Annotated in this window: 12 protein-coding genes; 2 read left to right on the top strand and 10 right to left on the bottom strand. The window is 54.0% G+C overall.

Annotated elements, in window-relative coordinates; genetic code table 11:
• Positions 1 to 158: 158 nt before the first annotated feature.
• The 10 genes from ACO064_RS19165 to ACO064_RS19120 all read right to left on the bottom strand — a co-directional run bounded on the left by ACO064_RS19165 (position 159) and on the right by ACO064_RS19120 (position 12,357).
• Positions 159 to 1,271, bottom strand: coding sequence for a bile acid:sodium symporter family protein (locus tag ACO064_RS19165; protein ID WP_421828840.1), 1,113 nt, complete (start codon positions 1,269 to 1,271; stop codon positions 159 to 161).
• Between the two features lie 253 nt (positions 1,272 to 1,524).
• Positions 1,525 to 2,805, bottom strand: coding sequence for an amidohydrolase/deacetylase family metallohydrolase (locus ACO064_RS19160; protein ID WP_421828839.1), 1,281 nt, complete (start codon positions 2,803 to 2,805; stop codon positions 1,525 to 1,527).
• 124 nt (positions 2,806 to 2,929) lie between these two features.
• The gene (locus ACO064_RS19155; RefSeq protein ID WP_421828838.1) at positions 2,930 to 4,144 is read right to left on the bottom strand and encodes an aminotransferase class V-fold PLP-dependent enzyme; all 1,215 of its coding nucleotides are present in this window, start codon (positions 4,142 to 4,144) and stop codon (positions 2,930 to 2,932) included.
• Positions 4,145 to 4,162: 18 nt separating this feature from the next.
• On the bottom strand, positions 4,163 to 5,602 hold the full coding sequence (locus ACO064_RS19150; RefSeq protein ID WP_421828837.1) for a PQQ-dependent sugar dehydrogenase: 1,440 nt from the start codon (positions 5,600 to 5,602) through the stop codon (positions 4,163 to 4,165).
• Between the two features lie 17 nt (positions 5,603 to 5,619).
• Positions 5,620 to 6,060 carry a c-type cytochrome gene (locus ACO064_RS19145; RefSeq protein ID WP_421828836.1) on the bottom strand — a complete coding sequence of 147 codons (441 nt, stop codon included), beginning with the start codon at positions 6,058 to 6,060 and terminating at the stop codon, positions 5,620 to 5,622.
• Between the two features lie 271 nt (positions 6,061 to 6,331).
• Positions 6,332 to 8,089: a PQQ-dependent sugar dehydrogenase gene (locus ACO064_RS19140; protein WP_421828835.1), complete on the bottom strand. Its 1,758-nt coding sequence runs from the start codon at positions 8,087 to 8,089 to the stop codon at positions 6,332 to 6,334.
• 38 nt (positions 8,090 to 8,127) lie between these two features.
• Positions 8,128 to 9,375, bottom strand: coding sequence for an amidohydrolase/deacetylase family metallohydrolase (locus tag ACO064_RS19135; RefSeq protein ID WP_421828834.1), 1,248 nt, complete (start codon positions 9,373 to 9,375; stop codon positions 8,128 to 8,130).
• A 27-nt stretch (positions 9,376 to 9,402) separates the two neighbouring features.
• The gene (locus ACO064_RS19130) at positions 9,403 to 10,623 is read right to left on the bottom strand and encodes an aminotransferase class V-fold PLP-dependent enzyme (RefSeq protein ID WP_421828833.1); all 1,221 of its coding nucleotides are present in this window, start codon (positions 10,621 to 10,623) and stop codon (positions 9,403 to 9,405) included.
• 37 nt (positions 10,624 to 10,660) lie between these two features.
• Positions 10,661 to 11,122 carry a RidA family protein gene (locus ACO064_RS19125; protein WP_421828832.1) on the bottom strand — a complete coding sequence of 154 codons (462 nt, stop codon included), beginning with the start codon at positions 11,120 to 11,122 and terminating at the stop codon, positions 10,661 to 10,663.
• Positions 11,123 to 11,226: 104 nt separating this feature from the next.
• On the bottom strand, positions 11,227 to 12,357 hold the full coding sequence (locus ACO064_RS19120) for a FecR family protein (RefSeq protein ID WP_421828831.1): 1,131 nt from the start codon (positions 12,355 to 12,357) through the stop codon (positions 11,227 to 11,229).
• 313 nt (positions 12,358 to 12,670) lie between these two features.
• On the opposite strand from ACO064_RS19120, the gene ACO064_RS19115 reads away from it, so the two are divergent.
• The gene (locus tag ACO064_RS19115; RefSeq protein ID WP_421828830.1) at positions 12,671 to 13,894 is read left to right on the top strand and encodes a DUF5009 domain-containing protein; all 1,224 of its coding nucleotides are present in this window, start codon (positions 12,671 to 12,673) and stop codon (positions 13,892 to 13,894) included.
• Positions 13,895 to 13,979: 85 nt separating this feature from the next.
• Positions 13,980 to 15,506 carry a T9SS type B sorting domain-containing protein gene (locus ACO064_RS19110; RefSeq protein ID WP_421828829.1) on the top strand — a complete coding sequence of 509 codons (1,527 nt, stop codon included), beginning with the start codon at positions 13,980 to 13,982 and terminating at the stop codon, positions 15,504 to 15,506.
• Positions 15,507 to 15,522: the final 16 nt, after the last annotated feature.

Here is a 15,522-nt window from a genome sequence, read left to right as displayed (position 1 = left end):
GTAATTACCAAAGCGTTTTTGCCCAAAGGGTCAAAACAGCGCAGCGTCGGTAGCCCCGACGTAATTGATTTTTCCCAGCGTGCCGATAGGTACGCTGTTCAATCCCTACAGGGATTCATTACTCATTACGATCGCTGTCGCTTATAGCCAATTAAAAACTACAAACTCCGGTGGCCGTGCACCACTTCCTGCGGAGCATCGCGTTCTTCTTTCGGCATCCGGCGGTGCCACCACGACGCCAGAATGGAACCGGTAATGTTCATCAACGGCCCAAAAATAGCCGGAGCCAGACCAACGGTGGCCATTTTCCCCATCTGGTTGGCAATTCCCGACGCCAGACCACCGTTTTGCATGCCGACTTCGATAGCAATGGTTCGGCAGTCTCGCTCGCTCATGCGGAACAGACGGCCCGACCAGTAGCCCAGAAAATAACCGGACAGGTTGTGAATCAGAACCAGACCCAGCAAAATGGGTCCGATCGACAGCAGGCTGTTGCGCCCCGCCGACGTGATGATGACAATGATAAACGTGATGCCAAACATCGACACATAGGGCATGGCATCGTCCAGCCATTTGGCTTTCCCGCTCAGAAACTTGTTGAACAGCAAGCCCGCACCAATCGGCAGAATCACCATTTTCGTAATGTCCCACATCATCGCCAGCGTGTCGATTTCGACAAAAGCACCCGCCAGCGTCCGCATCAACAGGGGCGTTACGAAAGGAGCCAGCATGGTGGAAATGGCCGTAATCGTAATCGACAACGCCAGATTGGCTTTGGCTAAATACGAGATCACGTTGGAAGCCATGCCGTTGGGTGAACAGCCGATCAGAATAATTCCGGCGGCAATTTCGGGTGGCAAACCGCTGATGCTCGCCAGCGTGTAGCCGATCGTCGGCATAATGATGAAGTGACTAACGACGCCGATCAGCACCCCGCGCGGCATTTTAACCACACCGACAAAATCATCGAGACTCATCGACGTACCCATTCCGAACATGATGAGCTGAATCAATGGCGTAATTAACGTACTGAATTTAAAGCCGTTGTAGGAAACAAAATACGTGGGATAAAACAAGGCCGTGGTGACGGCGGCAAAAATCATAACCGTGTAGGAAAACCCTTTCAGGGTTTCGAACCCCCGAAAACCGATGGCGACCGCGAGAAAGAAAGCAATCAGAAACGGACCCGCCAGCGGAAGATTTCCGCTGATCATCAACCCCAGTGCTACCAGCAGACAGACGCCCGCCAGACCCAAAATCAGTTTATGCATGATACTATTTTCAGAAGGTTTAGGAATTACCCCCAAATATAACAGTTTGAGGTATTCGGTTGACGGTATTCGGTTTTCAGTTTACGCCGGGCCGTCGTCCCGGTAACTGTCTGCGCTGGTCGGCATTTGAAATACCGACCTAAACTGTTGCGGATTTAAAATCCGGAACAGCTAGAATCAAGATTGCAAATCTTGATTAGCCCCAGTGAATGCGTCAGCCCACCGGAAACCGAAAACTGTAAACCGAATACCGCTACTGCGCCCGCGGACGCACCACAATCGGATCGGCAATACCGTTCAGGTCGTACACGATCCGGCCTTTGCGGATGGTCATTTCGCAGGTAAGCTTCTGTTTTCCCTCAATCTTGTGGCCGGTGTAATCGAAGAAGCCAAAATAACCGGTGTCCCGAACCGCAAATTTGCCGTCCTGCAAATCCAGAATGGCGACATCTGCTTCCGAACCTTCGGTCAGGCTGCCCAGTTCGGGCCGCTTGATGGCCAGTGCCGGACTCCACGTACTGGCTTTGATCACCGCTGGCAAATCCATGCCCATCGCCATGAACTTCGACATTACGTTCAACATGTCTTTCATGGCATTATTCATGCTGCCGGTGTGAATATCGGTGCTGATCGTGTTCGGAAAAAAACCGCTTTTCAGCGCCGGAATGGCTTGTGAAAAGGCAAAACTAATCCCACCGTAGCCGACGTCGAAAATGACACCCTTCTTCTGCGCTTCCCAAACAAACGGTTTTACCTTGTTGGTTGCCACATCCAGAATCGGCTCGCGGGTGGCCAGTTGACCGAAACAGTGGGTAAAAATGTCGCCCGGCCGCAGGCGTCTCAGAAACAATTCTTCGATGGAAAGCGTCGGTTTGCTGCCACCGAAGTCGATCATCACCGGTTTATTCGCCAGCTTTCCGGCTTCCACCGCGCGGTCGGTGGGCGTCCAGTCGTGGCCGTTGAAGTGCGCCAGCTTCACACCGACCACCAGATCGGGATATTTTTGGGCCATTTCCGCCGTCGCTTTGGCGTCCATGTCGTCGATGTTCTGCTCGAACTTACCGCCCCGCATCCCGCTACCGACAATATTGAGCAACGCCAGCACCCGCGTTTGCGACGCATCGATGGTTTGCTTCTTGAACGCTTCAAAATCCCGCCAGCCCGAGCAACCCGCATCCACGATGGTCGTCACGCCGTTCCGGAACGTAAAACCGTCGGGCGGCAAGGCATTCGGGCCGTTGCTGTAGGTCTGGTCCATGTTCGTTCCGAAAAAAACGTGCGTATGGATGTCGATGATGCCGGGCGTTACATACAACCCTTTGGCCTTGACCACCTGCCGGGCGCCCGTCGCGTCGATGTTTTTCGCCACCTTCGCGATTTTCCCGTCCAGAATGGCCACATCCATAATCCCGTTGATATTATTCTTCGGATCGATCACATGACCGCCTTTGATGACGACGTGGTAGGGCTGCGCCCAGGCGAGATTGCCGAAGGCGACAAAAACCGCAAGAATGAAAAATGTTAATTTTTTCATAGAGTTCAGGTTATTGATTATAGGAATTCGCTTTTGCCCCAGACCCCTAAAGGGACACGGACGCGACAGCATCCGGATTAAGCCGCGTCCAAGTCCCCTTTAGGGGATTTAGGGGCGTTTTTTCTCAAACCGCCTTCGAAAGTTCTTCCTTGATTCGTTTCGCCACGATTTTTTCCTGACCCGGTTTCATCATCCAGACCGTCACGCCGATGCTGCTGGGGCCACCGCCCCCCACTTCGATGGACGGGTCACCGTTGCGCAGGGCTTCCTGCACCTGTTTTCCGGTTACTTTCACCACCGCCGGGTCCCAGGAGATGCGAAGCGAGGGCGTGTGGTTTCCGAGTGGGTTCACGCGCACCTCGGTTTTGATGCCGTTGATGGTTTTGACGGTATTTTCAACGTGCGCAACGCCGTCCTCCCACGACTTCCAGAGTTTGGTATAATCCTGCGAAATGAACTTTTCCAGCGCGACGTACATGCCCAGAATCTCCTCCTTGTTGACCTTCATGCCACGACCGATGTTGAAACCACGTGGAGGCATGTGCATCCGGGCGGCTGCAATGATGTCTTTTTTGCCCATCAGCAAACCCGCACTCTGGGGACCACGCATGGCTTTTCCGCCCGAAACAACGACAAAACTGAACCCCATATCGTTGAATTTCCAGAGGTTTTCGGTTGGCGGCACGTCGGCGGCAATGTCGATGCAGGTCGGAATGTTGTGTTTTTTGCCCAGCGCCACCCATTCTTCGTGCATGATTTTGCCTTTGTCCGACTGGATGTGCAGAAAGTGCATCAGCGCGGTTTTTTCGTTGATCGCTTTTTCCACGTCCTCGACGGTTTCGACCATCACCATTTTACAGCCGGTATTGGTCAGCGCGTGGTTATAGACGATATCGTGTCCTTTCTGGCAAATCACCTCCGACTTCATCTCCGTTCCTTCCAGATGCGGCAACGCTTCGACCTTTTTCTGATCCGTTCCGGTCAGAATGCCGGCCAGTCCCAGGGTCATCCCGGAAAAAGCACCAGAGGTTACTACTGCGGCTTCCGAATGCACCATTTTGGCAATCTTCTCCCCGACTTTATCCTGCAATTCGTCCAGCAAACAGAACTCTTTCGAGGCATAATTGATGGCTTCGAGCACCTCGTCGTGCATCAGCGAACCCGTCATGTAGGTAAGCGTTCCGGCGGCATTGATGAATGTCCGAACCCCAAATTCCTTGAATAAATCCCGCTTGGGAGCCGCCACCGCAGCGGCAGCCGGTAACGAAAAACCGCCTGCCAGTCCGCCCAACAGCGGGACACTCGACAGGCGTTTGATGAGTTTTCTTCTGCTTAACATAATCGTGTCATTAATCGGTTAGTTGGACTTCTTACGCTGTTTCTTTGCCGCTTTCGAATCGGCGGGTAAGGTAATTTTCCAGAGGTTACCGCCCTTGCCGCCGTATTCGATCACATAGACGGTGTTGCCGACCAGCAAAGCGTCCGTTGGCTCCGTGAAACCATCGACCAGGCGGGTGGTTTTAACCGAGTAATTGTCTGTGGTTTTGTTGTACGTTAAATCAAGATGCAACAGGTCCCGCCCCTGTTTTTTCAGCGGATTGATCGCCGTCGAATTGCGTCGCGGCCCGGAATACCGGATCACAAAACCGTCGCCCTTCAGGTCATCCGCCAGCACGTTTTGGGTATCAAAAAACAAGGCCAAGGGCGAACTGTGCGCGTTGAACGTGCCAACCGGAACGCCCGTCGAATCCCCATCCATGACGACGCCGGTGGCCCGGTCGCGGTATTCGTTGGCATCGGGGCCGACGTTCAAAACCGGCCCGGTGAAGTTGACGCCCGCCGGTTTTTTCGGAAACTCGGGATCATTCCGGAAATACCGCATCAGCCACGCGTGGGCGAATTTGCTCAGGAACGGATCTTTCTCCGGATCGGGCTGCCAGTCGGGGTTCTGCTGCGGATTGTCGATGCCGCCCATCACCCACGGAAAACCGTAGTGATGCCCTTTCTGTACCCAGAACATGTCTTCGGCGTGGTCGTAGTCGCCGGAATTGGAAACCGCAAACAGCCTGCCATCGCCATCGAACGCCATATCGTAGGCATTCCGGATGCCTTCCGCGTAGATGTAGCCATCAGCTTTCAGTTTGGCTTCGTCATTCGGCAGTTCCAGGTTTTTCGCATCGACCGGAAACCGGAAGATTTTGGCGGTCAACGCATTATCCCGCGCGTTGGGATACACGCCCCCGTTGTCCTGCACCTCGCCGTGGTCGGTTCGCGCACCGGTATTGACGTAGATGTATTTCTGATCCGGGCTGATTTCCAGCGCGTTCCAGCCGTGGTCGAAGGTGGTTTTATTGGTCCCGTATTCAACCGTATTGAACACAACGGTCAGCTCCGGTTTTTCGCCCGACGCCAGGTCGTAGCGCACCATCCGGCCCTTCGTTCCCTTGTTGTCGTTGACGCTGATGTTACCCGCCAGAAACAACGTGTTTTTCAGAAAAGCCGCCCCCTGCAGGCGCGTAATACCGTGGTCTTCGGCCGAAAAAACCTTCTCCGCCACCGGCGGTTGGCCATTTAGCTTCACCCGAAACACGTCCCCGGTAAAGGTCGTGTAATAGATATCGCCGGTGCCTGGATGCTGGATCAGCCGCACGGCTTCAGGGCCGACAGTCATGAAATGCTCGACCTTGATGTCCGGGCGCAGGGCCGTCGGCGGAATGGGAGCTTTGGCGTCGGGGCCTTGTGCGTGGAGCAGAACCGGGCAGAGCACACTGGCCGTCAGCAGGTTTATTTTTCTCAAAAATGCGTTGAACGCCCTCATTTCGTGTCGGTATTCTTTTTGGTTAATTTCCGGAGATAAGCGACCAGTTGCCACCGCTGTTCGTCCGAAAAAACATCTTTAAAAGGCGGCATATTTCCGCGACCGGTCGACAGTTTCCAGAACAGGGCGCCATCGGTTTGTTTGGTCACTTCCGGATCGTGAAAGTTAGCCGGTTTGGCCCCCAACGCCCGGCCCGCAGCGCCATCGCCGTAGCCCGCTTCGCCGTGGCACGACGAGCAATATTCCATGAATAATTCTTCGCCCTGTTCGAGCGTCAACGGCTCGGTCGGGAAGTGGCTTTTCAGCGTATCGGCCCAGACAGGGGCTTTCCATTTCTCCTGTTTCGGCTCGTCGGGTTCTGGATTATCCTTGAACCCCATAATGCCGATTAAACCCAGGGCTAAAAAACCAATGATGAATCCTTTAAAAAATCGCATTGTTGAATTGAAATTGAGTTTTAACGCAGGCAGATTAAAAACCACCGATACAAAATGATTCATCCCTCCAGGATTGTTGGATTTGATAATCCCGGAGGGATGAACCACGTATTAGCCCCCGGTTTTAACCGGGGGTTCAAACGGATAGCGGGCAATTCTGAAACCGTTTCAACGGTTTTGGTCGTCGAAACCGTTAAAACGGTTTATGTGAGACAGCGTTTTCCGACATAATCCCACGGTTTTAACCGTGGGCTATTTTTTTGATAACCGGTTATTTCTTTTTCTTAATCGACTTCCGAACGGCTTTCACCTCATCGGCGGAAACCGCACTGGCCGAATTGCCAAAGCTTTGCCGGACAAACGTCAGCACCTCGGAAATGTCTTCATCTTTCAGAAAATCGTGCTGCGGCATCACGTTGTTATACGACTGGCCTTTCACTTCGATCGGCCCTTCCAGGCCTTTCAGAAGCACTTCGATCAGGCGGGTTTTGTCGCCCAGCACCCATTCCGAATCGGCCAGGGGCGGAAACCGCTGCGAGTCACCCCGACCGTTGCGCTGGTGGCAGGCGGCACAATAGACGCCGTAGACTTTGCTCCCCAGCACCGGCTTGTCTTTGTCGAGGTTGTCATTGACTTTATCCGGCGTCCGGATGTGCGCTAGCGTCTTGCGTTTTTCCATCTGCGCCAGTTGCGCCGAACCGAATTTGCTCTTATCACCCTTGTAGGTCACTTTCCAGATTTTCCCTTTTTCGGTTTCAGCCAGATACAGCGAACCGTCCGGCCCCACCGCAATACCCATCGGACGATAGACCGCGTCGCTCACGTTGACAATCGGATCGACACCAGCAAACCCGTCGGCAAACACTTCCCAATCGGTCGACGGCGAGCCGTTTTTGTCGGGAACAAACCCGATGAAATACCCCGCCTGTGGATACGGTGCGCGGTTGGTCGAACCGTGAAACGCAATGAACGCGCCGTTTTTATAATGCTCCGGAAAACCGTTTGAAGCACCGGCACCCTGGTAAAACACCAGATCGTTCGGCGCCCAGTGGGCCGGAAAACCGATGATGGGCTGCTCATAATCAGCCCCTTTCCCCGCTTTTTTACCGTCTCCGCCGTACTCCGGATTGAGCAGTTTTTTCTTCTTTTCCTGATCGTAATAATAATACGGCCAGCCTGCATCCATCCCTTCTTTCACCCGCAAAAACTCCTCGGAAGGCAACACCGCGCTTTCCCAGGGCGAATACAAATGGGACCACAGCATCAGAAAATCATCCCGACCATGGCCGACGGTGTACAGCGTCTGATCGACCGGATTCCAGTCCAGCGCAACGATACTCCGCAGCCCGGTGGCGAAGAGTTTTCCGTCTTTCTGGGTCTGCCCCGCTTTGTTGGCGTCGAACCGCCAGATGCCGCCGTGGTCGGCGAGCAGGCCACAGGGATTCAGCCCCGGCGAACTCGGAATGCGGTTTTTCTCCTGACAGGCGTTGGAACCGGCCCCGAACGGCACGTACATATAGCCTTTGTTATCGAAGGCTACCGGTTTGGTAATGTGTTCGTGCATGCCGTGGGCGTGATCGTCGGTCAGAATGATTTCCACCGGCCCGTCGGGAATCAGTTTGCCCGGCGTCAATTTGTAGCGGTACACGATCAGCTCGGAGCTGAAATAGAGATAGCCGTTGTGAATCCGCATCGCCGTGCCGTACGCCCGTTCGCGCGACAGACCGCCGAAGCGTTTGATGATGTCGGCCCGGCCGTCGCCGTTGGTGTCCCGCAAGGCAATCACCGATTCGTCCTTGTCCCGCGCAAACCGTGCTTTCACGTAAATGTCGCCGTTGTCGTTGACGGCAATATGCCGTGCGCGACCCGCCAGACTATCGACAACGACGGTAGCTTCAAAGCCCTCCGGCAGAAAAAGTCCGCCATTTTCCGCCGTCCGAACCGGAAGGTTGGTATTCGTTTCGGGCCGGACAAAACCGACCGCAGCAAGTAAAGCCAGAAAAAGGCTACGGGTATAGAGTCTTGACATTCAGAAGTTTCAGAGATTAGGACTAGTCAGATTCATTCTTAGTTCACCACCAGCGGGTTGGCGATGCCGTTGAGGTCATACACGATTTTGCCGCCTTTGATTGTCATTTCGCACTCGAATTTTTTCTTGCCTTCCACCCGATACCCGGTTTTGTCGTAGAAGCCAAAATTGCCTTCACGCATGTTCAGGATGGCTACATCGGCGATGGCTCCCACTGAAAGGTGCCCCAGCATTTCGCGTTTGATCACCTGCGCCGGGGTCCAGGTACTGGCTTTGATGACCTCCGCCACCGGAACGCCCATGCCGACAAATTTGGACATGATGCTCAGGATGTCTTTCATCGAACCGTTCATGCTGCCGGTGTGCAAATCGGTGCTGATCGTGGTCGGATAAAAACCGGCCTTAACCGCCGGAATGGCCTGCGAATAATTGAAGCTCGCCCCACCGTAACCCACGTCGAACACAATGCCTCGTTTACGGGCTTCCCAGACAAACGGTTTCACTTTTCCGCTGGCTTCGTCCACAATCGTTTCCCGCACATTGTCTTCCAGCAAGGTGTAGGTGTGCGTAAAAATATCGCCGGGGCGGAGGTGTTTCATAAACAGTTCTTCAAGCGAAAGCGGAGGATCGTGTCGACCGAAGTCGATCATCACCGGCATATTCGCCAGTTTTCCGGCCTGAACAGCCCGATCGACGGGCGCCCAACTGCCGCCCATGTAGTGTGCCACTTTAAAGCCGACCACATCATTCGGATTGCCGAGGGCCATCGCAGCCGCCATTTTGGGGTCCATGTCGGTGGTGTCCTGCTCCCAGTCACCACCCCGCATGCCTTCGCCCACGATGTTCAGCAGCGACAGAACGCGCGTTTTGGACGAAAAAATGATGTTCTTTTTGAACGCCGGAAACGATTGCCAGCCCGCCCCACCCGCATCGACGATGGTGGTGACGCCCACCCGAAACGTGAAACCGTCGGGCGAAACCGCCGTCAGGCCGTTGCTGAGGTAGTGATTGGGTTCGGTTCCGTAGAAAACGTGGCCGTGAATGTCGATGATGCCGGGCGTGACATACATCCCTTTGGCATTGACGACCTGCTTGGCCTTGCTCGCGTCGATGGTTTTGGCAACCTGAACAATTTTACCGTCGGTGATGGCAATATCCATCACTGCGTTGAGGTTGTTTTTCGGATCGATGACCTGCCCGCCCTTGATGACGAGGCTGTAGGTTTGGGCGTCAACCGAACCGCTGATCAGACCAAGTACGGCCAGTAAAAAGGAAAGTTTTCGCATGGGTTTAGGGAACAATAACCGGAAAAATCAGACCGCAGCTTTGGCGAGTTCTTCTTTCAGGCGGGTGGCAACGATTTTCTCCTGACCGGGCTTCAACATCCAGGTGGTCAGGCTAATACCACCCTGTTCACCCACGATTTCGATGGACGGATTGCCGTTGCGCAGGGCTTCCTGCAGGGCTTTGGTCGTCAGGTTGATTTTGGCCGGTTCCCACTTGATCCGCAGCGTCGGCGTGTGGTTGCCGAGTTCGGGCCGGACGGTTTCGGTCGTGACGCCATTGACTTTCCTGACGGCATCGGCGATGTGCGCGACGCGGTCTTCCCACATTTTCCACTCTTTCTGCTGATCCTGACCCACGAATTTCTCCAGCGCGACGTACATGCCCAGAATCTCCTCCTTGTTCACTTTCATGCCGCGACCGATGGTCGAACCCCGCGGTGGCATGCTCAGCCGGGCGGCTGCAATGAGGTGTTTTTTGCCCATCAAAATACCGGCACTCTGGGGACCGCGCATGGCTTTTCCACCCGAAACACACACCAGATCGAAGCCCATTTCGTGGAATTTCCACAGGTTTTCGACCGGCGGCACATCGGCGGCAATGTCGATCATGGTCGGAATGTTGTGTTTTTTGGCCATATTCACCCACTCCTGGTGCATGATTTTCCCCTGATCCGACTGGATGTGCAGGAACCACATCATGGCGGTTTTTTCGTTGATCGCTTTCTCAACTTCCTCCACGGTTTCCACGAAAACCATCTTGCAACCGGTATTGGTTAAGGCGTGCGAATAGCCGACATTGTGGCCCTTCTGAACGATCACTTCGGATTTCATGCCGGTGCCTTCCAGTTGGGGCAAGGCTTCTACTTTTTTCTGATCCATGCCGGTCAGCACCCCCGCCAGTCCGAGCGTCATAGCCGAGAAACAACCCGCCGTTACGACCGCCGATTCGGCGTGGACAATGGCCGCAATTTTTTCCCCGACTTTGGTTTGCACATCGTCGAGCATCATAAACTCTTTGGAAGCCGCCTGGATGGTTTCCATTACTTCGTCCTGCATCAGCGAGCCGGTCATGGCCGTGTAGGTCCCGGCGGCATTGATGAACGTTCTGATGCCCAGCTCTTTCACCAGGTTGCGGGGAGCGAGTGCCGTGGCGGCCACAGCCGATGACAAGGGGGCGGCACTGCCGATGATACCGCCTAAAAGCGGCATGGCCGACAGTCTTTTGAGGATGGTTCTTCTACTGATCATGGGATGGGTTAGCAAAAAAGTGGGGAACAATGGCCAATTAAATATAGGCGATGCAGTCCATTTCGACCAGCGACGCGCCGGGAACACCGCCGTAAACGGCTACCGTCGTGCGCACCGGCGGCTTGCTGCCAAACCGGCCTTTGTAGACTTCATTCATGGCTTTATAGTCGTTCAGATCGTGCAAAAAAACCGTTACTTTCAGCACTTTCTCCATCGAAGAACCGGCTTTGATCAGTTCCTTTTCCAACTCCTTCAGCACCTCGTCCGTATGCACTTTGATGTCCCCATCCTTGTGGTATCCTTTCCCGGCCACGAAGACCAGATTTCCCATCTTGGTTGAACCGGAAAACAGTGGGACATCCTGTTCAGTCACCACGTTAAATACTTCCTTTTCGGGAGCGGCTTCGGCTTTAGCTGCGGTGGTAGCCACACCCAGGCCAGTAACACCGGCTACGGAGGCAAAGAGTCGTTTTAAAATGGATCGGCGTTGTGGTTTCATTAGAAAATTGAAGAATGGATGAATGATTACTAAAAAAATTTAAGTAAAGTAAAATGTTTTTACGTATCCTGCCAGATTTTGGTCAAAAATGTATTCGGCTATTTTTAGAGTGATTCACACCCCTTGCTGTTGATGATGATGTGGGCGTCCAGTTGCTCGTAGCGGGCGTTGATGGTATTGCAAATCAAGTCCAGCTTTTCGAAGAGCGGTTCGTCTTCCAGCGAAGCCGTCAGGTAACACGATTTCATGATTTCTTCGTCAAACACGATGCGGATGCCGTACGCTTTTTCAAGGGTAGCAAACACCTCGGCAATGGGGGTTCGTCTGAAGCTAAACGGCTGTTTCTGAACCGGTTTTTCCAGCAAAGCCGGTTCGGCCACCAGGCTTTTGACAATCCGGGTGTCAGTCGGCGTAAAGACGATCTGCTGGTTAGGCGTCAACACGATTCCTCCCAGTTTATAATCCTCTTTCTGCTGGGTTACCGTAGCCTGAGTGCCGGCAAAAACGGATACTTTTCCGGTTTTAACCACCACTTTAACCTGCTTGTTATCCTCGAAAGTCTGCACCGTAAAACTGGTCCCCAGCACTTTCGTGACCAGCCCATTGGCGTAGACATAAAACGGTTTGTTCGGGTCTTTCTGAACCTGAAAAAAAGCCTCCCCGACGAGGTAAACCTCGCGGGTCGTTCCCGGAAACGGATCGGGATAACTCACCCGGCTTTTCGGTTTCAATATAAGGGTACTTCCATCCGGCAACTGAACCTGACGCGATGCGTTGGTCGTGTTAGCCACTTCCCGAAGCGGATTCGACACCTGCGCCACCAGTTCGTCGTAGGTAACGTTCCCATTTTTCGGCTCCGTCGGGCGGATTCCATACTGCCAGAACAGGCCCAGCATCAGGACGATACTAGCCGCCATCCCATACCGCACCCACGCCGACCGATACCAGCGAACCGACGGTTTCCCGTGGCTATCGATGGCTTGACTCAACCGTTGAATTTCGTTTTGCACTTCCCGGTCCGAAACCGTTGCCCGCTCGCCCGGAAACCGGGTATAAACGTCATTCAGGGTACTCAACAACTGGTAGGCCTTATCGACAAGCTCCTCTTTATCAGGGTTCTGAACCAGCCATTCTTTCCAAAAATCACGATCGGCAGGATCGTCCAGTAATTTCCAACGTTGAAAAGACGGATCAATAGCTAATTCTTCAGCCTCGAAATTCCGATAATCTTGCATACAAAACAGTAATACTTTGCTATTTGTATGTAAAGATGCAAGTGTGTACGGCCTATACTCCTTTTTTCGGAATAAAATTTCGAACGGTATTTTCTCCCGTTTTCGTTTCATCCAACCCACGAATGCGTGTACATTTGACGGTGGGCGTTAGGACGTGCGTGAAGTTTACGAACCAAATTGGATGGGAATACGGATTAGGCGGATGGAACGGATCAAAAAACGGATTTTAATTTTAATCTGTGTCAATCCGTTCCATCCGCTCTATCTGTGTTCCCATCAGCCTAATCCGTGTTCCCATCAGCCAGTCCTATTCATGAACAAAACCGCAAGCCTTTCTCCTCAACCCACTCAAACCGCTCTGAATCCGGCGCGGGTCGGGGCCATCGACATACTGCGCGCGCTGACGATGGTGCTCATGATTTTCGTCAATGATCTCTGGTCGTTAACCGGCATTCCGGCCTGGCTCGAACACGTGTCGCCCGGCGCCGACGGCATCGGACTGGCCGACGTCGTTTTCCCGGTTTTTCTGTTCATTGTCGGCATGTCGCTGCCCTTCGCCATCGATAACCGGCGAAAAAAAGGCGACACGGATCTTCAACTCGTCGGGCACGTTCTGCTGCGGTCGGTGGCGTTGCTGACGATGGGTGTTTTTCTGGTTAACGGCGAATCCATCAACGAAACCGCAACGGGCCTGCCCCGGCTTTTGTGGAATGTGCTGTGCTGCACGTCGTTCATTCTGATCTGGAACATCTACCCAAAATCAGTTCCGACGTGGCTAAGCACAGGGGCGAAAACCGTCGGACTGCTAACGCTCCTGGTCTTGGCCGTCCTGTATCGGGGTGGTGATGCTGAAAGAATTACCCGTTTCGAGCCGCACTGGTGGGGCATTCTGGGACTCATTGGCTGGTCGTATCTGGCGGCCGCGCTCGTCACGGTGTTTGCCCGAAACCGGCTTTTTTTGCTCATCGCGGCCTGGTGCGGTTTTGCACTGCTGAGTATGCTGTCGCAGGCAGATCTTTTACCCAGCGCCATCAACTTCATTCCGGCTGCCATCCGGGGCGGCACGCTGGCGGGTCTGAGCATGGGCGGGGTTGTGATCGCGACGTTGTTTCAGTTCTACCGCAAACAGGGCGACAACTTGCGGATGACCAGCGTTTTTCTCGGAACGGCGGTTTTGCTAACCGGTCTGTCCGTCATCACCCGGCCCTACTGGGGCTTATCGAAGCTGGATGCCACGCCAGCCTGGCTGTTTCTGTGCAGTGCGTTCACGATTCTGGCGTTCACGGCCATTTACTGGATTGCCGACGTAAAGGGCAAAAGCCATTGGTTCCAGTTGATTAAACCCGCCGGAACGGACACGCTGCTCTGCTACCTGATCCCGTACTTCGCCTACGCCACCACGGCTTTCCTCAGAATCCGCCTGCCGGACGTTCTGTTAATCGGCGGCATCGGCCTGCTGAAATCCTTCCTGTTTGCCCTGCTGTGTGTCTGGATAACCCGAATGCTGGGCAAAGCAGGCATCCGGCTGAAACTCTAACTTCCAATCACCCAACCCAACGGGGTTTTTCGCAAAAAGACCGTATATTACATCTCCCCGATCACTTTAGCGCGTAGACTGAAACATGCGGAGTCGTGCCGTTTGGATGGTGTGGTGGCTGGTTATGTGCCTGCCGGGAATCGCTGTGGCCCAGAATCTGCTTCAGAACGGCGGTTTTGAGGAGTACCGAGCCTGCCCCCGTCAGGACAATCTACTGGGAGAAGCCCTGCCCTGGTACAATCCCAACGGCGCCACGCCCGATTTTTACCACCAGTGTTTTCCGACGGTTCAGATGGAATTGCCACCCCATTCCGGGCAGGGTCTGGCGCGGCTTTTTCTGGATGTGAGCTGGGCCGAATACCTCGCGACACCCCTGAAAAAACCGCTGGTTGCTGATGAGTGTTATTTTTTCGAAATGTACGTTGCGACGCCAACGCCCAACAAATATTTAAGCGGAACGGTGGGTGCTTTTTTGTCCGAAAAACCGATCAGTTCCCTGGAAAAAGGATTGCTTCCGGCGGATGCGCAAATCATTGACAATGCCCTGACCACCAGCATTCTGCAGTTGCGCTGGGAACGAATTTCGGGCTACGTCAAAGCTAAAGGCGGGGAGCAGTATTTAACCATCGGGAGTTTTAAAAAACTGCCGGTTTTTCTGGGTTATTTCTACCTGTTCATCGACGACGTTTCGCTGTTGCCCATTGAAATGGATCTCGGAAAAGACACCACGCTTTGTGGCCGAACCAGCACCCACCTGCTCAATGCGACTACGCCCGGCGCTACGGAATACCGCTGGCACGACGGCAGCACATCGCCCACGTTTCGGGTCACCAAACCGGGCCATTATTCCGTCACGGTCACCACGCCCTGCAAAGTTCTGCGCGACACCATCCGGGTGGATTACGCCCTCGATTTCGATCTGGGCCGCGACACGACGCTGTGTGAGGGACAAACCCTGACGCTCAAAACGCCCCCTGATGTTCCGCCAACATTCCGCTGGCAGGACGGTTCTACTGCCCTGACCTATCCCGTCCGGCAGGATGGTTTATACAGCTTGCGGGTCGAGCAGGCTCGCTGTGTGGCTACCGACAGCATTCAGATCCGGTTTGTGCCGCCACCCCGGCTGAATCTGGGGCCAGATCAGAACCTGTGCGGGGCAGAAGTATTTACGATCCGGCCCGACTTTGCCGAAGGGAAATTTAGCTGGCAGGACCCATTCGAAGCGGTTATCAGAACCGTGGGGCAGTCCGGCTTTTTTCAGGCATCGGTGAGCAACGATTGCGCAACCATACGCGATACAGTTCGCATTTCGTACGCCGATTGCGGTTGTGTGTTGTATACACCGGATATCTTTACGCCCAACGCCGACGGACAAAACGATGTCTTTCAACCGTTTGGCTGCGGAGACATTACCATTACATCGCTGTCGATTTTCAACCGCTGGGGTGAACTGGTTTTCCAGACCGCCGAGCCGCCGTTCGCCTGGAACGGAATGTACCAGGGAAAAACCGCGCCGGTTGGGGTGTATGGCTGGCAGATTCGCTACCAGCTTCAGCAAGGCACCAGCGTGTTGGCTGAACAAAAACGGGGCGCACTCAGTCTGACCCGATAGTGCGCCCCGCCTTCTT

The sequence above is a fragment of the Larkinella sp. genome (genome assembly GCF_965227735.1).
Classification (GTDB): domain Bacteria; phylum Bacteroidota; class Bacteroidia; order Cytophagales; family Spirosomataceae; genus Larkinella.
Note: the sequence above shows the minus strand (reverse complement) of the source record. Positions and strands in the feature narration are given on the sequence as shown.